This is a genomic window from Hanamia caeni (assembly GCF_003721595.1).
Lineage (GTDB): Bacteria > Bacteroidota > Bacteroidia > Chitinophagales > Chitinophagaceae > Ginsengibacter > Ginsengibacter caeni.
The window spans coordinates 298608-320843 of sequence record NZ_RJJR01000004.1 but is presented as its reverse complement, the minus strand read 5'-3'; the positions used below and the strand labels follow the sequence as shown (position 1 = coordinate 320843).

The window sequence follows — 22236 nt, the reverse complement described above, 5'->3', positions numbered from 1 at the left end:
ATTCTGTTATTGAGAGATTATTTCAAACCAATCCTTCTGAATTTATTGTTCTTCTGCAATTAATAACCATCCCTTTGTTGGTTCTACAGAAATATTATCACCTGGTGAAAAAATCGCTGCCTCCTGAAATTTGTTTATAGGCGGGGCGGTTAATTTTACTTTATCCGGGTTTAATCCTAATGCCTTCCAATCAACAAACAATTTCACATTCACCTCTGTTGGCGCCCAACTTGCGATGGAAATCATTATTTTCCTTTTTCGTACATAGGCGGTTGCCAGTACATTCGGATTGGAAGTTTTCACTACCGGATTAGTGTCCCAATAACCAATCATTTTTGCATCTGCAATGCCAAAGCTATCCCATACTTCCCATATATCTTTAGGATCGCAGACTACCCCTTCAGTTGCCCAGGGAAGACGTGCAGTCATTCCATAAACCATACCACGCCAGGGGTTGCCTCCTCCCTGAAGCATGTCTCCCATCAAGCCAAACGGAATCCCTGAACATTCCACTAACCAATTTGCAGGGGACATTTTATCATATTGAAAACTTTCTCCAAACCAGAGTTTATTGATGTAAGGAAAGAAACTGGTGTATTGAGTAGCAGGCCCTTTGGAAAAGCCCGTGTTGGAATGAAGGTCTATCAGGCAACCCGGTTTTATGCTGTCCATTACTTCCCTCATTCGTTTTATAATATGACGGTCAAACGATACGTCATCTAAATACAAGCCGTCTATATCTTCATTTTTGATGAGCCATGCTAATCCTCTGATATAAAAATTATACCATCTTGAATCTCCCGGAGCTGACTCAAGAGCTGCATCCACATTCCCTATATCATTACCAATGGGCGTGTACCATGCAGGTGTATAATCAGTCACTAAATGCTCCTGCAGCCATGGAAATCCACCTCCTTTTCCTGTAGAAAAAATCTCGTTTCCCAGGCTTCGCAACGCCCAAATCTCCGGAGTATGATTGGTGAGCTCCCTGATGGTATAATATATTTTTGTTTTTATTTCTTTCTTATGCCAATAATCCGCAAAAGATTTAATCTCTTTTTTTGCAAGAAAAGGATAATTAATATATGGATTGGTGACTGTGCCCTGGTGAATATTAATTACTTTAATACCCGCTGCAACTGCACTTGAATCAGGCCATGGCTTAGTTCCATTATGGTAATAGCGTTCCGTAAACTGTGCCTTTGTATTCAGTTTTTTAATTGGAGTAATGATGAAGTCAAACTCAAAAGTAATTTCTTCATTTGCTTTAAAATCTCTGCTACCCGAATAAACGATGGCTGTTACAGTATCTTTATTCTGCCTTACAGAGAAACCTCCCTTATCATTATTGTACCAGCTTTCAGGCGGCTTGGGATGATATAGATTCAGTAACGGGCCATGGTAAGTGCTCCCGAGTAATTCGCAATAAATCCCTCCATAGGTATTTCCCATCCAAAAGCTGTCATGAGGGCCCTTCCATTTTGCATCAAGGCTACCAGGCACTGTAGTCCCAGGCAACCCCATACCCATCATATATTGCGCTACTTCTTTTCTGAAGGGAATTTCCAGCCGGAAATCTTTTAAATTCACATCATGCAAAGCCTTCAGATGAATTGTATAATGAATATAACCGTCAAATTCTAATGACCTATCGCCCCGCATTTCAAAATCTTTCGAAAAACAACTCCAGGCATTGTCAACTCTTCCATTATTTTTTTCTGAAAAATCAGATTTTCTTTCAGTGAAATTTTGGCCTTCTGCAACGTACTTTATTGGCGCAGCCAACACCTGCATCTCCCATACTTTAATGGAGGCTGGCATTGCATTAGAAGCCATCTTTATTTGTTTACCATATAATGAAAAATCATTAGTCCCGGTATACTTTATGTTTGCAAACGGTGCAGTTGGTTTGTCGGAAATACCCATTGTTGAGTTAAGCCACCGGAGACGTGAATACCTCCACGGTTCACTGTCACCACGGTCAGCCAGATATTTTCCGGTCACGGTTATTTGTAACGGAATCCTTTTAGGCTTTGTTCCTAAAGTTGAAATCAATACAGCGCCTTTATATATGCCGGGAGCAACATTTTGTGGTATATCCACTCCCATCCATAAAGCCTGCACATTCCCTTCAGCCACATCCACACGTTTTGTAAAAGGCTTGCCATAAGAATTTATTCCGCCGGTATTAAAACAGGTGAAAGCGGATGAAGGAATCGTCTGAGTGGCGCCTTTCATATCCGAGAAATTAACCTGAACGCTATCCACATCTGACTTTACTGCAAACAACCCAATCTGAAAAGTAAAATATTCATTTTTTGCAGCTACTCCTTTAAATTCTTTCTGATGGCCTTCTTTCACCCACATCAACGGAATATTGTCTTTCATGCGTATCGGATATTTTCTATCCTGAGGAAAGAGAAGATAATTATCCGTATTCTTCAGCAGGAAATTTTTCTTTTCGGCGGTGGTAGGAATAATTTCCATTGGATAAAAAGAATCAAAGCCGGTACGTGCCTGCATTGCTGTGCAAATAGCGAGTGGAAGCTCAGGCAAAATATTTTTTTCTGATAAATGATTATGGGTAACCCAATTAATATCCGGACTATTGGGAGATAAATATCCATATCGATAATAACCGGCGTCCGGGTCCGGCTTATACGGAAGATAATAAAAATAATAAATTCCTTTGTTTGCTACCGGTCCGAATACAATATCGCATTGCTCATTATTTACTGAAACCCTATAAACATTTTGTATGGTATCTCCATTGGCAGCGTTAATAATCAGAAACCGCTTTTTATCGGGCTGCTGGTCGTGAAGCCGCCAGGTTAATTGTAATCTGACTGCATCTGATGGTTTCTCAATTTTAAGTACAGCCCGATGATTACCTAAACCTGGCGTCCAGGGCTGGGGAGATATGCTGCGCTCAGCTTCTTGTGCTTGAATAGTTGTCGTCAAACCGAACAGGACAAAAAGAAAAAAATATTTCATTTCAAATAAAGTTATTTAGTGACTACTATCCTGTTTTATTTTATAAAAAACTGCAATTATCTATTATTTTATAAATGAAGTTACCTTAATTGTCCAGGTTCTTTTCTGGCCGTTTGCAGCCGTTACTACATAGGTTTGTGGTTGTGTCAAATCCGCGGGGTCGCCTAATTTTGGTGTATTACCGGTTGGGGCAACTGTCGCCGCAGTAGAAATATCTGAATACATCCAAAGATGGCTTTGACTTACATTATTTCTTACATCCGCTGTAAATGTGCCGCTGACAGCAGGTACCGTTATTTGTATGTTAATCATATTTTTTGAAGAATCTATCTCTTCCTCTACTTGTAGTTTTTGATATGCAACAACGGGTTTTCCGTTATATAGGTTATTCAGGTCTTCCCATCTGTATTCAACAAATACATTATTAATATAATTGCCATTCCAGGCAGGATAATCAGGTAAGTCCTTTTTGAGGCAAGAAGTGAATAGTGTTATTAGCATTAAAACACTAATTGATATATAAAACGTTTTCTGCTTTTTCATAATAGTTTTCTTAAAATTTAAAATATTTTACCAGCCTGGATTTTGCGGTCCAAATTTTGGATTTCGATCAAGATAACTTTGTGCAATAGGAAACAGATAACGACGCGGCTCAAAAACCCGTACATTATTCGATCCAAAGAACGGGCCTTCAACTATAGAAAAATCTTTTCTGTCTTTGCTGACATCCAATACTTGCGGTGTTTCTGTTAATTCCGGTATTACCCCTCCAGAAACTGTATTATGATTGGCAGGTCCACCGTATCTACCCCAACGCAATAAACTCCAATAATAATCATTCTCCAAAGTTAAATCCACCCTTCGTTCACGCTTATAATCTGTCCACGCATCTACTAATGTAGCGGCCATTGAAGGCGGCAATTTGCCATGAACGGATCTGGTCTTGTTTAATGCAGCTACTGCATCCGAAATATCTCCTTTTAGTAGATAGGCTTCAGCCAAATTTAAATAAACTCTCCCCAGACGTGTTACAACATAATGGTAATCCGTTGGGATACCGACATAAATTCTTGGATTTACATTATTATAAACGCCTTTGCGCCAGTACATATTTGTCAGACTTAAATAATACGCCGCGCCTCTTATCTTCATCCACCTGGTGGCATTGCCAAGAACACTTGTCGTTAAAGTTTCGCCATAGAATTGAGTAGAATCAGTTATAAAGGTAGCAGCCCACCTGGCATCTCGTTTTTCATTTGTAAGAGTCCAAATGCTTTCATCACTACCCGGTTTTATGGAACCATGACTAACAGACACTTCTCCGCCTGCCTGAGGAATTTCTGTAGTCGGAATAGTTGCACTTACATTGATCGCACTTTTAAACTGCGATGTTTGATTCCATGGTAAAGCAATGGAGGGATCACTTTTATCTATAACCAGATAATCCTTAGCTAAATTTTCTGTGGGACCATGTTGTACCCAGGCTTCAAAAATCCTAATAGAAGAATTCAATAAGGGGCTTCCGCCATATTGAGATATAGATGCGTTACTCATATTAGGAACCATCAATTGCATAGGAGTTCCGTCACAAGTAGTGTTAATGGCTTTTCGGTAAATGCCCATTATTATCTCAGAAGACCCAGGATTGATATCATTAAACATCGATCCATAATCCTGCTCCAAAGAATAACCTCCTTCGTTAATCACCATTTGCGCGGATTGTATCGCTAAATCAACTAAAGAGTCAGATGGAGAAATATTAGGTGCATCAGGATAATTTTCATAAGCCAATGCTTCCAAACACACTTCAGAAAGCATCGCCGCTGCCACATATTTATTTGCCCGGCCTTCTATTTTAGTTGCAGGTAAGTTCCGGACTGCATCTTCCAAATCCTTAATAATAAATTTATAAGATTCTGTAGGATTACTTGTGGATGACAGAAGCAAACTGTCATCCGGAGAAAGAACTTTGTCTATCCACACCATTCTGCCGATATTACGTGCCACATTGAAATACGACATTGCCCTCAAAAATTTTCCTTCTGCTATTAACGCCTTTTTATCATCGTCGGAAATACCTGTTGATTCACCGATCTTATCTATGATCATATTACAGCGGCGAACCTGGGCCCAGTTATTGAAACCCTTATCAGTATTCCTGTCGACACTTCCAGTGAAGATAGGCGCCGAGTAGTTGTATATGTCATCAAATCCCAGTGTATTGGTTGTATACGGGTCTGTCTGAGGGCCGCTGGCAAAGGCATACATTATAGAGTTATAGGTCGAATAAATAAAAGTTTCTGCGTTAGCTTTATTATTCCAAATTACATCTTCACTTATTTTATTATATGGTTGCGTATCCAGTACTTCTTTTGTACAGGAAATAAATATGATGATAGTTGTGACGAATATTATGAGATTTATTTTTTTATGTTTAGTCATGATTATTTTTTTAATTTTTTGAACGACTTAAAATCCTACATTTAAACCCAAAGCGATGGTGCGCTGAATCGGATATCCGTAATTATTAGGATCTGATTCGGGATCAATAAAATAATTGAGACTCTTAGAAAAAGTTAGAAGATTGGTACCGGAGATAAATATCTTAAAGTCTTGAAAAGGCATATTCTTAAACACACCTGACTTCAGATCATAGCCTAATTGAACATATTTTAATCGAACATAGGAAGATCTTAGCAACCAAAAATCACTGGTTACAAAATTATTGCTGCCGTTAACTCCCGGTGAAGAGACTTGCCTAGGAAAAAGCGCGTTTGTATTTTCTGGAGTCCAATAATACTTTTGAAATCCATAGAGCAATATCCCCTGTACAGAACCACCTTGTATTACGTCACCCAAATAGCGGTCTCTTTTTCCCGATCCCATGAGCACCGTATTCAAAAAAATTCCTTTGTAATTCAAATCTATGGTGAGGCCATAATTAACCCGCGGAAAAGTATTACTTCCTATGTGCCTGAAGTCATCGGCGTCAATTTTGCCATCTCCATTAGCATCCTTATATTCCAGGTCTCCTGCTACCGCATTTGTAGAACTTATCCTTCTTGAACCATTCAACAAATCACTGTTATTTTGATAAAATCCTTGATTGATATATCCTGTTTGCAATGACGCATCACTTAACCCCGATGTCCTTGTATATGGATTTTTTAAAGCGGCTTCATCTTCCCAATAGGTAAGCTCCCATAGTTGGTTAAACCGCGTAAAATTGAACCCGATTTTATAACCAAATTTTCCCACATGGTCACTCCAGCTTGCATTAAAATCAAAGCCCTCTCTTCGTAATGCAGCATTCTTATCATTTATCGGCGGTAAGGCTACACCAAGAACGGCAGCATATCGCGTATCGGAAGCAACATAACCGGTTGTACGTTTGTAGAAATAATCAACGCTTCCTCTAAGTCGATTCTGTAAAGTCGCGAAATCAAACCCTAAATCTCTGCTATAAATACTATACCATGAAAAATTGGTACTTGGTAACGTGCCCGGTTCCGAAGTTCCTTGGACAGGTTGCCCATTAATAACCCAGGCATTTGCATTAACATTATATCCTGGCACATATTGAAAACTATTAATGCCGTCAACTGTACCCGTGAGTCCAATAGACCCACGTAGCTTCAAATACTCCAGAATATTATTACGCTTTAATGATTTCATAAAGTTTTCCTCTGACAATATCCATCCACCAGCGAATGCATAAAAAGTCCCCCATCTTTTACCTGGAGGAAACAAATCAAGCCCATCATATCGCAGAGTTGCATCCATGAAATATTTTGATTTAAAGTTGTATGACAATCGGCCTATATAACTAGCTCTTGCGCTTTCTGATTCCGAACCGTTAGCCAACTGATCAACTGTGGGTCCAGCAATAAACTGGTCAAAAAGAATTTGATACCGTTGCCGGCTAGCTGAAAGATTTTCACTTTTATCCTGGGCCTGCTCATACACGCCTGTAAAGTCAATATTATGATCGCCAAACGAACGTTCGTAAGTAATAAATCCCTGGAGCGTAAGGGTGCTCCCATCCCCTCTTACTCCAGTAAGACTTGGAGGTGATCCCGGGATTGGTTGTAGGCTATGAAGAGCATACGCTGGCGCAGTAATATTCCATAATTTATTTATAGAATTCCACATATTGTAGCTTCCATTCGCTTTTAAATGCAATCCACTAATAAATGGAGCCGCATAATCGAAATTCAAGATGCTGTTAAACACATGGGACTCCCCTCTGTTATAGCCTGACAAGCTGGATAATATACGAGCGGTATTACCCGATGTTCCCGCATACGGCAATCCATATTCATTATATGCCAACTGTTGTGGCCCATGATTTTGTATTAAACTATAAATTCCGTTATAACCTGCACCTCCGTCTATGGTTGTATTAGGTACTACGTTTTTCTCTAAAAAACCATCAAGTCCGGTAGTTACTTTTAAGTGTATTTTTTCAAAATTACTTACCGTATTTAACCTATAGGTGGTTCTATTATTATAGTTATGATCGGTTTTAAGATTTGTTCCCTGATGATAATTTGATAACGATCCATAAAAAGTAAGCTCTTTGGTACCCATTGACAATGAAAGGTCATGCCGCTGTTCAGGTGCAAAATTCTTAAGTGAAATCTTCTGCCAGTCTGTATTCGGATATTCGAATGGTTTTGTTTGATCTTTATAATATTGCAGAATAGTATCGGCCGTAGGTGGAGTTTTCCCTTCAGCTAGATAAACCGTATTAAGAGCAGCCAGATGATCATATGAACTCATCTTTTTTGGACGAATCGTAGGTTGAGAATATATCTGATTAAATGAATAATTAATGTTTATTTTTCCGGCCGCCCCTTTTTTGGTGGTTACCAGAACTACGCCATTTCCTCCTCTCGCACCATATAAAGAAGTCGAAGCAGCATCTTTTAATACAGAATATGTTTCAATATCATTTGGGTCTAAATTTTCAAAATCATTTTGAGAGCGAATTACCCCATCAATAACAAATAACGGAGTTCCTCCACCTCTAATAGATATTTGACTTTTGGACCCAGGAGCACCGCTATTTGCGGTAACAATTACCCCCGGAATTCTACCGCCTATTGCGTCATTAATGGATTGAACAGGTATGGGTGCCACATTATTCATCGGCAATGTACTGATAGCACTATTTATATTACGCTTCGTGCTTTTACCGTAACCTATAATCACAACTTCATTTCCCACCGATACTTCTATTTCCATTACTATATTTAAATTAATATCACCTTCCACTCTTACAGCCTTTTTCTGATAGCCAACATTCGTAAATTCCAGCACGTCTCCCTTATCAGCATCAATACTAAAACTTCCATCGTTAGCAGTACTCGTTCCCCTTGTCGTTCCTTTTACTACAACAGAAACACCTGCCAAAGGATTTCCTTTACTATCCTTTACTGTTCCTGTAATTATTTGAAGTGGTGTGATCGAAAACGCTTCCAACGGGGGTATGGGATTCAATGTTGGCTTTTTCGCTTTTACCACCACAATTTTGTCCAGGATAGAATAAGACAAAGGAAGACCTTTAAAGCATTGATTCAGCACTTCTTCAATCGTTGCATCAGACAAGTGAACGCTCACGTTTCCAGCCTGTTTCAGCACTTTATCTTTGTAAAAAAAATGATAGCCGCTTTGTGCTTCAATTTCTTTAAAAACTTTCTTCAGAGACACATCGTTTTGCGCCAGGCTGATCTTCTGCGAGTAGCCGGTAGCGCTTGCCTGCATGCAAGCCGCAAAAAGAAAAATGGCAAAGAATTTCATAATCAACAATGTTTTTTTCAAATACCTCCATTTTGAAAAAGGCAGATCCGATGTTAGTTTTAAAAACATAACTTTGTTTTATCCCGATACCCGGGATTGGTTTTAGGTGAAAAATTAAGCAGTTCAGAACCCGCTTTTTTATGCTTTTCAAGGCGTAATAAACCTAAGATTATAACCGGTAGTGCACCAACACTGCCGGTTTTTTAAGCCACTCTTTTATAAAATCAAAATCTTAATTATTTCTTCGTTTACTATCGGTTGTTTTTCTAAAAAATAACCGTCACATTTCTTCCATCTCTTCTCACCTTCACATCATTCATCTCAAGCACTTTTAAGAACTTTGACAAGGGAACGTTCCTCAAAATCTTTCCCGTAAATCCATCGGATGGAATTTTTCCTTCAAAACTTACATCTATATCATACCATCTGGACACCTGCCGCATAATTGATTGTATGTCGGTGTTGTTGAACAAAAAATATCCATTTTTCCACGCGGTTATCTGTGCAACATCTATATCTTTTTTTAATGTTATCTTATCTGAACTAATGATGGCCTGCTGGCCCGGTGAGAGCATTTGAATCTTATCAGATTGACTAACTTTTACAGAACCCTGCAACAACGTTGTTTTAATATTGGTTTCATCCGGATAGGCATTTACATCAAAATGAGTTCCCAACACTTCCACTTCACCTTTCTCACCTGTGGCATTACTGAATTCGACTTTAAAAGGCTTTGAGCGATCATGTGCTACTTCAAAATAAACCTCCCCGGTTATTTCCACTTTTCTTTCATTTCCGGAAAAAGCAGTTGGAAAATGGATAGAAGAAGCCGCGTTGAGCCAGGCTTTAGTACCATCAGCAAGGATTAACAGGTATTCATTCCCGCGCGTGGTAGTGATGGTATTATAAACCGGTTTTACATTTGAATTTCCTTCGTCTGCCCTGTATGCTATCCGACCATTAAACTTTAAAACCCTCATATTTCCCTGTTGCGCCAAAGCACCGTTGACGGCACTGTCCAAAAGAATTTGTGTCCCGTTTGAAAGCGTAAGTACAGCGCTATTTTTCCCTGGTTGAATATCCTTATCCTGGTGAATTTCTTCAATGTGCGCAATAACTTTATCCTGCTGCCGGTTAAAATAAAAAAAAGCAGTTCCCCCAGTCAAAAAAAGAAATACAACTACGGCTGCGGCACGGAACCAAATTTGTTTATAAAAGGGAACTACGATAGCCTGATTCTGTCTTTTATTTCTAGTAATAGCACTTTTTATTTTTTCATAAGTCTCGTTCAATAAAACGGAATGATCTGAATCATTCATTATTTCGTCATTGAAGGTTGATTCTTTTTTTATAAGGCTTTTCAACAAATCTTCATTTTCTGCATCAGAAAAATACCGTAGTAACATTTCAATTTCTACAGGCGAACATCCATTGTCGATGTATTTCTGAAATAACTTTTTAATATCCTTTTTTCCCAGGTCCAACGATTTTCTTTCAGCTATTACGTTTTAAAAGAAGCTTACATCTGCTTGAGAAAAAATTATTTTAGGAACAGGGGGATTTTTTGAAGATAATTTGGTAGCCGGAAAATATTTCAATCTTTTTAGCGGAAAAATAAATATAGCAACAATCCAAAAGATAAAATACCATGCTCAATAACATGAAAGCGCTCCAACCTTTCAAGGACAGCTTTGGTTGCTTTTACAATATGGTCGTTGATGGTGGAAGTGGAAACATTGAGCACCCGGCTTACTTCTTCATAAGACCGCTTTTCGATTTTCACCATTTGAAACACCTCGCGGCGTTTTGCAGGCAATGATTCAATGGCTTCCCGCAAAAACTTATTATTTTCCTTGATAAAAAAGCTTTCCTCTACATGCGAGTAGGCAAAGCTTTCTTTTATTAAGACGTTAGCTAATTTTTTGTTGCGAGCCGTCTTGCGGAACAAATCGTAAACAAGATTTTCTGCAATACGGAAGAGATATGACCTGAAAGAAAGTTCAGGATCCAGATTTTCACGGCAACTCCATATTTTTATGAATGTCTCCTGCAAGATTTCTGCAGCTAAAGTCTCTGATTTAACCATTTTGATCAGGTAGCGAATTAAACGATGGCTGTATAAACGGTATAGCTCTTCAAAGGCGGGCTCACTACCCGTGGCAAGTAACTTGATTAGGTCTTTCTCGTTGGTAGAATTAATCTCAGTAAAAAGCAATTTTAATTTCTTTTTGCCAAACTAAGTTTTTTCCTGGTAAAAAGTTTAAACAACCGTTTGCACAAATTTAATCGAGTCCTTTTGTTGGCATTGATAAGACGGTCACGATAATTTATGAAGGGCTATATCGACAAACTTCATTTCTTTTATGATTAGCATATCCGTTTTTCTATTTCTAAAGATTTTTCTTCCCCAGGAGTTGCGATTGATGGCCTGATTTTTCTAATCGATTTTACATGGGCAGTATGATTTCCCAATGTTGCAACACATATTAATTTAATAGTTTGCCGTTCTGGATGGTCTAAATGCGATTTCTCTGTTCTTCCTTCCTTATTAACCATGCGGTGCTCAAATTCTTATCCACCAAAAAGCCATCAGTTATTTTCAAATTAAATTTCACGTTGCGACGGGCCTTCAATTTTAAAATGAACAGATAAGTATTCCCTTCAATCGCACTCTTGTCGACAAGATTAACGCCACCGTTTGGCGTGCCACATAGTACTTTCGTCAAAATCTACTAATCGCTTGATTGCCGACTCATCCTGACTTTCAACGGTGCAGTAATGGACTGCCATTTATTTGGGTCAGTTTCCGTATATTGCATATACTGCTTTATATGGAACATAAAATCGCCACTCTCAAAGAAATTGCTAAAAAGCTGAACTTTTCAGTATCAACGGTGTCGCGTGCTTTACGGAATCATCCAAGCATCGGCCTACGTACTACAGCAGAGGTTCAGAAGCTTGCTAAAGAGTTAAATTATGAACCGAACCAAACAGCACTTTTATTTAAACAACAAAAGACACACACTATTGGCCTCATACTTCCAAATTTGAAAGAAGATTTCTTTTCGCAGGCCATAAATGGGATCGAAGATATTGCCAAACAAAAAAAATACAGTGTTCTTATAGGCCAGTCACATGACGATGTAGAACAAGAAATACAAATCGTCAACGCTATGAAAAATCACCGGGTGGATGGATTGATCGTTTCTATTTCGAAATACACGGAGAATTATGATCATTTATTGAAATTAGGGCGCTATAATATCCCCATCGTATTCTTTGACCGTGTTCCGAACCTTTCCAATGTTGATAAGGTTTCCTCAGATATTGCTTCAGGAACAAGGCAGGCGATTGAATTTTTAATAAAAAATAAACATAGAAGGATTGGATTAATCAATGGACCAAAAGAAATGAAATCATGCAAGGATAGGACCGATGCTTATTTGGAGGTTTTAAAAAGGAAGAGGATTAAAATTGATGTTTCATTGCTTGAATCAACAGATCTGACACAAGCAAAAACCTTTTTGGCGATGGAAAACCTGCTGAATTTAAAGAAGCCTCCTACTGCTATCGTAACTATTAACGATTATGTGGCCTTAGATGCTATACAGTTTGCCAGGAAAGCCAAACTTAAGATAAATAAGGACATCTGCTTTGTAAGTTATGCTAATTTACCAATTACTAGCTATCTTGAAAATCCGCCATTGGCATCAGTTGAACAGTTTCCATATGAGCAAGCAAAAAAAGCTGCTGAAATTTTATTCAACATTTTTGAAAAGCAAAAGGATTCAACTGTTTCTGAGCGTGCCTTCAGCAATATTGTTATTGAAGGACAACTGATAGTTAATAAAAAAGCAACCTGAAGAATGTAAAAGATATGAACAGTGTAAAATGGAATGATACATAAGTGCCGGTTCAGGCTTTGCCCTAAAAATAATCCGTCCTTAAACACATGCAAATTTTTAACAGGAAAGGTAGTTGTAGGAAATAGTGCAAACTGATCTTCTAATACATTGCCTGATCTCAGTAATTCCACGCAACTACAGATTTCAAACAACCGTTTGCGTTTTTGAATTTATTTCAGTTTCCTAAATATGTTTCATACACCCAATTGATGATACCGAAAGATAAAGTTCTGTGAGCCTATGATTTAATTAACACAAGGTAATGTTGAATTCGAACGAATACAAGCCGGCCTCAAAGTTCGGGTCAGGTGGTTACTTTCCGATACAGAACTTGCTAAATATATAATCCAGCCTGTCTTCATTGGTGATTTCGCCTGTTATTTCGCCGAGGTATTGCAGGCATTCATTAAGATCAACAGATAATAAATCTCCGGGCAATTTTCTTTCAATCGCCTCCTCTATTTCATGCAGGCTTTTTGAAACCTGCGAAAGCGCCGCATAATGCCTTGCATTGGTAATCACTACATCTTCCTTATTAATTTCAGCGCCGCCTGCTATGTCAAATAATTTCATTTTTAATTCCTCAATGCCTGTTTGCTGCTGTGCGGAAATAAAAACTTCGCTTTGTATATGATTGAATCCATTTTCGCGATAGAGGTCAACCTTGTTGGCCACTACCAATAAATTGGGATTTTCCATTTTGATTTCAGAAACAATGGCCTGCAGTTCATCAGTGCTCATTTTATTTACATCATACAAATACAAAACAATATCTGCCTGCTGTATTTTTTCCCTGCTTTTTATCACACCCATATTTTCAATAATGTCTTGCGAATGTTGCCGAATACCCGCAGTGTCAATAAGCCTGAACAGGATGCCATTTATGTTTATAATCTCTTCAATAGTATCGCGCGTGGTTCCTTCAATGTCGCTGACAATTGCGCGGTTCTCATTTAGTAACGCGTTTAAAAGGGTTGATTTTCCCGCATTGGGTTTTCCCACAATTGCTACACTCACGCCGTTTTTAATCACATTCCCTAATTTAAAGGAAGCCAGCAAACCATTTACCACCTTCGATATTTTTTGAATCAATAAGGAAAACTGGTGGCGATCGGCAAACTCAACATCTTCTTCACTAAAATCTAGTTCCAGCTCAATAAGGGAAGAAAATTTTATCAGCTCTTCGCGCAAACTTTTTAATTCTTTTGAAAATCCGCCGCGCATATTGTTCATGGCAGATTTTTGAGAAGCCCTGGTATTGCTGGCAATAAGATCGCCAACAGCCTCGGCCTGCGTAAGATCCATCTTCTTGTTTAGGAAAGCGCGTTGCGTAAATTCGCCGGGCCTGGCTAATCTTGCTCCGTTTCTGATAAGCGCATCAAGTACCTGCTGCTGCACAAACGGCGATCCGTGGCAACTGATCTCTATTACATCCTCGCCGGTGTAGGAGAAAGGCTTTTTAAAAAGAGAAATCACCACTTCATCCAAAATATTCTTCTTTTCTTTTAAAAATCCAACATGCAGCGTATTTGCCTGCTGCTCTTTAAGATTTCTTGACGGAAAAAGTTTTTGCACAATGTCATAAGCCTGCTCACCACTGATTCTTATAACTCCTATGGCTCCTATTCCAGGTGGCGTGGCGATGGCCACAATAGTATCAGTCCATCCAGATAACTTATTGTTCATGCTACAAAGGTAATTTCTTTGCCACTGCCTGCAATTACTGAAACATAAAAGAACAGTAAAGCAAGAAATACGATAATTTTTTATTCTGCCTGCTGCGTACCGGAAACTTACAAAAAAGAAAATTTTAATTCTGGGGAAAAAAAAATTGATTTTTTAAATCTGATTACCCTACCTTCGCGGTAGACTATTCAAAAAAACATGATAACATCACCTACGTTTTTAATGGCCAAACGCAATTTCTGCGGCAGTATGCGGGTCTGTTGAATTTTTGGTTTTTACGAAATGAGCTTTGCTCCCCTTTTTTCCAATCCAATCCCAATTTTTTAAACAATATTTTATATAAATGGCACAATCTTTAAAAGATCAAACCACTGAAATAGCGGCTCTTGCAGAAGTTCTGGCCATCCCTGACGCAATAAGAGAACTTTCTGATAAATTTCCAAACCAGGTGACTTTATCATCAAGCTTTAGCTATGAAGACCAGGTGATTACCGATCTTATTTTTAAAAATACTCTTCCGGTAAAAATTTTTACGCTCGACACCGGAAGATTATTTGAAGAAACCTATTCAGTCTGGAGCGCCACAAATGAAAGGTATAATACGAAAATCAAGGCTTATTATCCTGATCATAAAATTCTGGAACCCTTTGTTGCAAAGCATGGGCCCAATTCATTTTATGAATCGGTAGACCAGCGCAAAGCCTGCTGTTTCGTAAGAAAGGTAGAACCACTTAAAAGGGCTTTAAAAGGGAATTCCATCTGGATTACGGGAATTCGCGCCGAACATTCTGCCAATCGCCATGATATGCAGCAGGTGGAATGGGATGAAGAAAATCAAATTATAAAATACCACCCTCTTTTACACTGGACTACCCAGCAAGTAAAAGATTACATTAATGAACACAATGTGCCTTACAATATTCTGCACGACCGTGGATTCGTAAGCATTGGCTGCGCTCCCTGCACAAGAGCCATCCGACCGGGGGAAGATTTCAGGGCGGGCCGCTGGTGGTGGGAAGATAATACGAAGAAAGAGTGCGGGCTTCATATCCATCATCAACAACAATCTTAAAGAAATATAATTACTTAAAAGATGAGCAAATATTATCTTGATTATTTAGGACAATTAGAATCTGAGGCTATCCATATTATGCGCGAAGTTGCGGGCCAGTTTGAAAAACCAGGCTTATTATTTTCAGGCGGTAAAGATTCTATTACGCTGGTACATCTCGCTTTAAAAGCTTTCCGCCCGGGAAAATTTCCCTTCCCGCTGGTGCATATTGATACGGGCCATAATTTTCCCGAAGCCCTGGAATTCAGGGATAATCTCGTGAAAAAAATTGGTGAAAAGCTGGTAGTTGCCAAAGTAGAAGATACCATCAAACAAAAAAACCTGACAGAGCAAAAAGGAAAATTCGCGAGCAGAAATGCTCTGCAAACCTTTACGCTGCTTGATGTAATTGAAGAATATAAATTTGATGCTTTAATCGGCGGCGCCCGGCGTGATGAAGAAAAAGCCAGGGCGAAGGAAAGAATCTTTTCTGTAAGAGACGAATTCGGCCAGTGGAATCCAAAATTGCAACGCCCTGAATTGTGGAACATTTATAACGGCAAAATTCATAAAGGCGAAAACGTACGAGCCTTTCCTATAAGCAACTGGACAGAGCTTGACATCTGGAATTATATAAAAAGAGAACAAATTGAATTGCCCCCGATTTATTTTGCGCACGAAAGAAACGTGATAGAGCATGAAGGCCAGTTAGTAGCCGTTTCCGACTTTATAAAATTAGATGCTACTGACATTATTAAAAAGAAAAGAGTGCGCTACCGAACTGTTGGCGACATGACGTGTACCGCTGCGGTGGAATCAAATGCTACAGATGTAGATGGAATTATTTCAGAAATCATAGCTACCAAAACCAGCGAAAGAGGCGAAACAAGAATTGACGACAAAGTATCTGAAGCCGCAATGGAAGACAGAAAGAAGGGAGGGTATTTTTAGTGATTGGTGATTCGTGAATGGTGATTCGTGAATGGTGATTCGTGAAATGAAGGAATGAAGAATGAAATTTCACAACTTTAATTCACAACTCGCAACTCACAACTAACAACTCACAACTCTCAACTAATAACTAATAACTAATAACTAATAACTGAACTAATGGACATTCTAAGATTTATAACCGCCGGAAGCGTGGACGATGGCAAAAGCACATTAATCGGAAGGCTGCTATACGACAGCAAATCCATATTAATCGACCAGCTCGCCGCTATCGAAAAGCAAACAAAAAATAAGGAAAACGGAGAAATAGATTTGGCGCTGCTGACAGATGGCTTAAGGGCAGAGCGCGAACAGGGCATCACTATCGATGTAGCTTATAAATATTTTTCAACTCCCAAGCGTAAGTTCATTATTGCAGATGCCCCGGGTCATATTCAATATACCAGGAACATGGTTACCGGAGCTTCAAACGCGCAACTGATAATTATTTTAGTTGATGCACGTAACGGCGTAGTGGAGCAAACCCGCCGCCATTCGATTATTGCATCCTTATTAAATATTCCACATGTAGTAGTAGCGATTAACAAAATGGATCTTGTAAACTATAGCGAAGATCATTACAACAATATTGTAATTGATTATGAGCAAGTGGCTAAATCACTCGGATTAAAAGACGTGAAATATATCCCAATCAGTGCTTTAAACGGAGATAACCTTGTAGAAAGATCCGTTAAGCTGGCCTGGTATGAAGGCGAACCTTTGCTCAGTCACCTGGAAAATGTGCAACTACATTCAGATGTAAATCTTGATGACGCTAGATTTTCAGTTCAATATGTAATTCGTCCGCAGGCCCCGGAATTGCACGATTACAGGGGATATGCCGGCAAAATTATCAGTGGTGTTTATAAAAAAGGCGACCAGGTGACTATTCTTCCCTCAGGTACTCAAAGCAAAATTACAGTCATTGAAACCGGTGGCGAAGAAGTAGAGGAAGCGTACGCTTTGCAAAGTGTGGTGCTTCACCTTGAAGATGATATAGACATCAGCCGCGGCGATATGATAGTTCCCACGGGCAATCAGCCAAGAACCGACCAGGAATTTGAAGTCCTGCTTTGCTGGATGGATAATAAACCATTAATTCCGGGAAATAAATATTTACTACAAATAAACAGCAATCGCGTAAGAGCGGTTATAAAAGAAATAGAATACCAGTTAGACGTGAATACGTTTGATAAAAACTATTCACCCGAAAAAGCGGTATTGAATGATATCATAAAGGCAAAAATAAAAACAGCCTCTCCTGTAAGTTTCGATTCTTATGAAAAATTAAGGCAAAACGGGGGAGCAATTTTAATCGACGAAACGAGCTTTGTAACCGTCGGTGCCTGCATGATTCAGTAACCCCCAATAATTTTTTTGCCTTTAAATCCTACCAATTTAGTAGAGTAAAATATGTCAATTCTTTCAACAGTTAAAACAGGTAAAGTGATAATTGCCGGCGCCGGGCCCGGAGACCCGGAATTGCTTACTATTAAGGCGGCACGTTCGCTTCAACAGGCAGAGGTGATATTGGCAGATCGCTTAGTAAGCGAACAAATAATCGAGGATTTTATTTCGCCCGGGGCAGAAATAATTTATGTGGGAAAACAATGCCGGCGTGGTATTTCAACTCCTCAACAAACCATCAATGAATTAATGGTGCATCACGCGATGCTTGGCAAGCTGGTGGTAAGATTAAAAGGTGGCGACGTTTCGGTTTTTTCAAACATACTTGATGAACTGGAAACGCTTTCAAAAAATAATATTCCTTATGAAATCATACCAGGAATTACAGCAGCGTCAGGCGCAGCGGCCTTTGCAGCAATCCCGCTCACAGCAAGGGGTTATGCTAATGCAGTACGCTTTCTTACCTATTATAAATCCGAAGCAATAACAGAAAATTATTGGAAAGAATTAGCTGATACTGATGATACATTAGTGTTTTACATGTCGTCTGAAACTCTTTCCCAGGTGGTGGAAAAGCTTACCCGTCATCACATTCATGAGGACAAATTAATGGCAATTATTGAACAGGCCACTACGCCTTTTCAACATGTGCAGATAAAAAATTTATATGACTTTAAAAGAAACAGTTCACAGCATTCATTTATTTCACCAACACTCGTCATCATCGGCCGTGTAGTTGCTCTGCACGAACCGTATAAATGGATGGAGAATTCAGGCATTAGAGAAAATTACTTTAAACCGGTTACCAATCAATATATCCCTAACAATCAATCTGAAAATATAACCCATGTTAGTTGAGCAAAAATTAAACAGTTTACTTGAGTTAATCAATACCTCCACCAACGATGAACTCATCTGGATTAATGGATACCTGAATGGAATTCTTTCAAAAAGCACGCCCGCAACAAAGGTTGAAACGAAAACATCAACCAAAAAAATTACGATTGTTTACGGAACGGAAACGGGCAATTCAAAAAGGCTTGCCACCGACTTTGCAGGCAAAGCAAAGAAACGCGGGCATAATGCAAAAATCCAGGGGCTCGATCAATACCGTCTCACTGATCTTTCCAAAGAAGAATACTTTTTAGCAATTATGAGCACACATGGTGATGGAGAGCCGCCCGTTGCCGCACAAAAATTTTACGATTTTGTTCATCAGAATGAATTGAAATTATCCAAACTAAAATACAGTGTTCTTGCTCTTGGGGATTCAGGATACCCGCTATTTTGCAAAGCAGGAGAAGATTTGGATATACGATTAAACACGCTCGGTGGTACAAGGCTTGCTCCGTTGCAAAAATGCGATATTGATTATGATGTGGAAGCCGAAGACTGGTTTTCCAAAGTAATGAATTCTTTGAATGACAGCCCATCTGCAAGTTCTACAACATCGGCCCCGGTGGTTAAAAAAACTTCCGGTAAAAAAATATATACCGGCAGGTTGTTATCCCACATCAACTTGAATGATTGGGGCAGCAACAAAGAAACTTTCCATATTGAAATAGAAGCAGAAGGCGTTCAATATCAGCCTGGCGATTCCATCGGAATTGTGCCTGAAAATAACAAGGAAATTGTTGAAAAAATATTGCTGATTACCGGCACAGACGGTTCTTCCAACATTGATTACAAGGACCAATTGATTTCCATTTTTGATCTTTTAAAGAAAAAACTGAACATCCTCAATTTGCCCGAACGCGTGGTAAAAAAATATGCAGCAGTTGTTCAGCAGGAAATCCCCTCCACAAAAATTGACCTCCTGGATTTGTTGAAAATTTATTCGGTAAAAGATTCAAACCAGTTTATCGAAGTTTTAAAAATATTGGAACCCATTACGCCAAGGCAATATTCGATTGCCTCATCGCCTGAAGCGCATGAAGGTGAAGTGCATATCACTGTGGCTAAAAATTGCTTCACCATAAACGATGAAATAAGACACGGGCTTGCCTCCGAATTTTTATCCTTGTTGAATGAAGAAAACGAACTTCAGTTTTACGTGTGCCCGAATAACAAATTTCGTTTGCCTGAAGAGGATAAAAATATCATTATGATTGGGCCTGGCACCGGCATCGCACCATTTCGTTCTTTTTTATGGGAAAGAGATTCCAACGGAGCCTCAGGAAAAAACTGGCTCTTCTTTGGCGAACAACATTTCTTAACTGATTTTCTGTACCAAACCGAAATTCAAAATTGGGTAGAAACCAGCTTGCTTACCAAAGTGGATATCGCTTTTTCAAGAGACCAGCAGGAAAAAATTTATGTGCAGCACAAAATCAAAAAGCATGCGTCTGAATTTTTTGAATGGTTGCAGGCTGGCAGCTATGTGTATGTGTGTGGCTCTAAAGACCCTATGAGCAATGATGTAGAAGAAACTATATTGGATGTTATCCAATCAGCCGGCGAGCGTTCACCCGAAGATGCAAAACAATATTTAGAAAATTTAAAAGAAGAAGGAAGATATGTAACTGATGTGTATTAAGGCTAAAAGCTAAAAGCCAAACGCTAAAAGCTAAAAGCTGAATGCTAAAGGGCAAAGGCTAAAAGCTATAGCTAAAATTCAACAATCACGATTCACCATTCACTATCAACAAACAATGCCAGATACAAAAAACCTACCATTATTAGAAAGAGTAAAAGTTGAAGGAGATGCGCTTCGCGGCACAATTGCGGAAAGCATCAAAGACGAGCTTACAGGCGCCATGCGCGAAGAAGATACATTGTTAATGAAATTTCATGGCATGTATCAGCAGGACGACCGCGATCGTCGTGAAGAGAGGGCTCAAAAAAAACTTGAGCGATTGTATAGCTTCATGATTCGCCTTCGCATGCCGGGCGGCATTTTAACTTCGGAACAATGGATTGCCCTGAATAATATTGCCGGCACAGATTCAACAGATGAATTAAAAATTACAACCCGGCAAACTATCCAGTTGCACGGCGTTTTGAAATCAAGATTAAAGCCGACTCACCAGGTTTTTAACAGCGTTCATTTAGATACGATTGCTGCGTGTGGCGATGATAACCGCAATGTTACCTGCAGCCCCAATCCGGTGCAATCTCCACTGCATGAAGAAATTTTTAGCTATGCTTCTAAAATAAGCGCCATGCTGAAACCAAAGACCAGGGCCTATTACGAAATATTTCTTGATGAAGAAAAAATAGCAGATAAAAAGTTAGAAGAAGATCCTCTTTACCGCGATTCTTATTTGCCGCGCAAATTTAAAGTTGGCATTTGCATTCCGCCAAATAATGATATCGATGTTTTTGGAAATGATTTGGGATTAATTGCCATCATTGAAAATGATAAATTAACCGGTTTCAATTTTGCCATAGGCGGCGGCCTTGCTTTCACCATTGGCAATCCTGATACTTATGCAAGATTAGCAACCGAAATTGGTTTTGTGGAAGCGGGGGAAAAAACTTTTAAAGCGATTTATGAAGTAGTAACCGTTCAACGTGATAACGGCGACCGTGTTGACAGAAAGCAGGCCCGCCTGAAATATACAGTCGACAAAATGGGGGTAGAAAAATTTAAGGAAGAAGTTGAAAAGCGCATGGGATTTAAGTTTCAGAAGGCAAAGCCTTACGCATTTACAAAGCGGGAAGAATATTACGGCTGGCAGCAGGACGTAAAAGGAAATTGGTTTTATACTTTATTTGTTGAAAATGGCCGTGTGATGGACACTGAGCAAATTGCCATAAAGTCTGCGCTTTATAAAATTGCAAAAACAGGCAAAGTAAATTTCAGGTGTACTGTAAATCAGAAAGCAATAGTAAGTGATGTAAAGCCCGAAGACAAAGAAGAAATTAACGACATCCTTGAAGAATTTAACATCATACAGCACACTCAGAATGCTTCTGTAATCAGAAAAAATGCTATGGCGTGTGTTGCATTACCAACGTGCCCGCTGGCACTTGCAGAGTCGCAACGTTATTTTCCTTCATTGCTTACCAAAATTGAAACCCTGCTTTCAAAACATCACCTCGAAAATGAAAATATCATAACAAGAATGACCGGATGCCCGAATGGCTGCGGCCGATCATCTGTTTCAGAAATTGGTTTTATTGGGACAGGCCCTGGAAAATATAATTTGAATTTAGGTGGCGATCATCTGGGATACAGGCTAAATAAACTATATAAAGAAAGCCTTGATGAAGTTTCCATTTTATCTGAACTCGATTCGCTTTTTGGACAGTTCAAAACAAACAGGATAAATGCAGAATCATTCGGTGATTTTACATTCCGCACTTTATTTAATTAAGGAAAAATGAATCCGCAAAAATATATATGGCGCAAATCACACGTTAAAAAATCGTGTAACCATAACCGTTAGATTCGGCCAA

General features: G+C 39.1%; 15 protein-coding genes. 7 read left to right on the top strand and 8 right to left on the bottom strand.

Translation table 11 applies throughout. From position 1 onward, the window contains the following. Positions 1-42: 42 nt before the first annotated feature. The 7 genes from EFY79_RS07335 to EFY79_RS21405 form a co-directional block, all read right to left on the bottom strand. The gene (locus EFY79_RS07335; protein WP_123120023.1) at positions 43-2994 is read right to left on the bottom strand and encodes a glycoside hydrolase domain-containing protein; all 2952 of its coding nucleotides are present in this window, start codon (positions 2992-2994) and stop codon (positions 43-45) included. 63 nt (positions 2995-3057) lie between these two features. Then, the gene (locus EFY79_RS07330) at positions 3058-3495 is read right to left on the bottom strand and encodes a DUF5018-related domain-containing protein (RefSeq protein WP_158605174.1); all 438 of its coding nucleotides are present in this window, start codon (positions 3493-3495) and stop codon (positions 3058-3060) included. 69 nt (positions 3496-3564) lie between these two features. Then, positions 3565-5436: a RagB/SusD family nutrient uptake outer membrane protein gene (locus EFY79_RS07325; protein ID WP_123120021.1), complete on the bottom strand. Its 1872-nt coding sequence runs from the start codon at positions 5434-5436 to the stop codon at positions 3565-3567. 27 nt (positions 5437-5463) lie between these two features. Then, positions 5464-8796 carry a TonB-dependent receptor gene (locus tag EFY79_RS07320; RefSeq protein WP_158605173.1) on the bottom strand — a complete coding sequence of 1111 codons (3333 nt, stop codon included), beginning with the start codon at positions 8794-8796 and terminating at the stop codon, positions 5464-5466. A 266-nt stretch (positions 8797-9062) separates the two neighbouring features. Continuing rightward, entirely contained in the window at positions 9063-10280 is a 1218-nt protein-coding gene (locus tag EFY79_RS07315; RefSeq protein WP_123120019.1) for a FecR family protein, read from the bottom strand. 119 nt (positions 10281-10399) lie between these two features. Continuing rightward, positions 10400-11011 (bottom strand): RNA polymerase sigma factor, encoded by a 612-nt coding sequence (locus EFY79_RS07310; protein ID WP_123120018.1) that lies wholly within the window; start codon positions 11009-11011, stop codon positions 10400-10402. A gap of 301 nt (positions 11012-11312) precedes the next feature. Next, a complete protein-coding gene (locus EFY79_RS21405) occupies positions 11313-11522 on the bottom strand; it encodes a hypothetical protein (RefSeq protein WP_158605172.1) in 210 nt (69 codons plus the stop codon). A gap of 105 nt (positions 11523-11627) precedes the next feature. Between EFY79_RS21405 and EFY79_RS07300 the strand changes: the two genes are divergently transcribed. Next, a complete protein-coding gene (locus EFY79_RS07300; protein WP_123120016.1) occupies positions 11628-12659 on the top strand; it encodes a LacI family DNA-binding transcriptional regulator in 1032 nt (343 codons plus the stop codon). Between the two features lie 354 nt (positions 12660-13013). Here EFY79_RS07300 and mnmE read toward each other — a convergent pair whose 3' ends face one another. Then, positions 13014-14387: a tRNA uridine-5-carboxymethylaminomethyl(34) synthesis GTPase MnmE gene (mnmE, locus tag EFY79_RS07295; protein WP_123120015.1), complete on the bottom strand. Its 1374-nt coding sequence runs from the start codon at positions 14385-14387 to the stop codon at positions 13014-13016. A gap of 343 nt (positions 14388-14730) precedes the next feature. Here mnmE and EFY79_RS07290 point away from each other — a divergent pair, with 343 nt between their 5' ends. The 6 genes from EFY79_RS07290 (at position 14731) to EFY79_RS07265 (ending at position 22154) form a co-directional block, all read left to right on the top strand. Then, the gene (locus EFY79_RS07290) at positions 14731-15459 is read left to right on the top strand and encodes a phosphoadenylyl-sulfate reductase (RefSeq protein WP_123120014.1); all 729 of its coding nucleotides are present in this window, start codon (positions 14731-14733) and stop codon (positions 15457-15459) included. A gap of 21 nt (positions 15460-15480) precedes the next feature. After that, entirely contained in the window at positions 15481-16389 is a 909-nt protein-coding gene (gene cysD / locus EFY79_RS07285) for a sulfate adenylyltransferase subunit CysD (protein ID WP_123120013.1), read from the top strand. A 159-nt stretch (positions 16390-16548) separates the two neighbouring features. Further along, positions 16549-17790: a sulfate adenylyltransferase subunit 1 gene (locus EFY79_RS07280; protein ID WP_123120012.1), complete on the top strand. Its 1242-nt coding sequence runs from the start codon at positions 16549-16551 to the stop codon at positions 17788-17790. Between the two features lie 51 nt (positions 17791-17841). After that, positions 17842-18693 carry a uroporphyrinogen-III C-methyltransferase gene (gene cobA, locus EFY79_RS07275; protein WP_199727476.1) on the top strand — a complete coding sequence of 284 codons (852 nt, stop codon included), beginning with the start codon at positions 17842-17844 and terminating at the stop codon, positions 18691-18693. Continuing rightward, the gene (locus tag EFY79_RS07270) at positions 18683-20371 is read left to right on the top strand and encodes a diflavin oxidoreductase (protein WP_123120011.1); all 1689 of its coding nucleotides are present in this window, start codon (positions 18683-18685) and stop codon (positions 20369-20371) included. The genes cobA and EFY79_RS07270 overlap by 11 nt, the downstream gene beginning before the upstream one ends. Positions 20372-20486: 115 nt before the next feature. Next, complete coding sequence (locus EFY79_RS07265) at positions 20487-22154, top strand: NADPH-dependent assimilatory sulfite reductase hemoprotein subunit (protein ID WP_123120010.1); 1668 nt, start codon at positions 20487-20489, stop codon at positions 22152-22154. The last annotated feature ends 82 nt before the right edge of the window (positions 22155-22236 follow it).